This window comes from Bhargavaea sp. GQ12, assembly GCF_059758705.1.
Genome location: NZ_JCAXEU010000065.1, coordinates 1 through 281 on the forward strand (window position 1 = coordinate 1; position 281 = coordinate 281).

The window sequence follows — 281 nt, forward strand, 5'->3', positions numbered from 1 at the left end:
GATGGCCGTTATCTTCAGTTCCTTCGGATAAGACTTCCACCCAGTCTTGGGCTCAAGCTCTGCCACCCCCAATGACCACTGTCTGAGCCAATCTCTTAGTGTGCTATCTGAGATACCGAATTTACTACAAAGCTGGGTAATTGGCAGTCCATTCTCGAAGGCTTGGATCACTTCTATCTTTTTTTCTAAAGAAAAACCTTGATAAGCCAACGTAAAAAACTCCCTTCAAAGTAAAACAGAGTTTTGTTTTTTACTCTGTCTACTTTGAAGGGAGCATATCA

General features: G+C 42.0%; 1 protein-coding gene. It reads right to left on the reverse strand.

What is annotated here, in order from left to right; all coding sequences use genetic code 11:
* Positions 1 to 210 (reverse strand): helix-turn-helix domain-containing protein (locus AC6CHQ_RS16410; protein WP_498082081.1); only part of this gene is annotated, 210 nt, incomplete at its 3' end.
* Between the last annotated feature and the right edge of the window lie 71 nt (positions 211 to 281).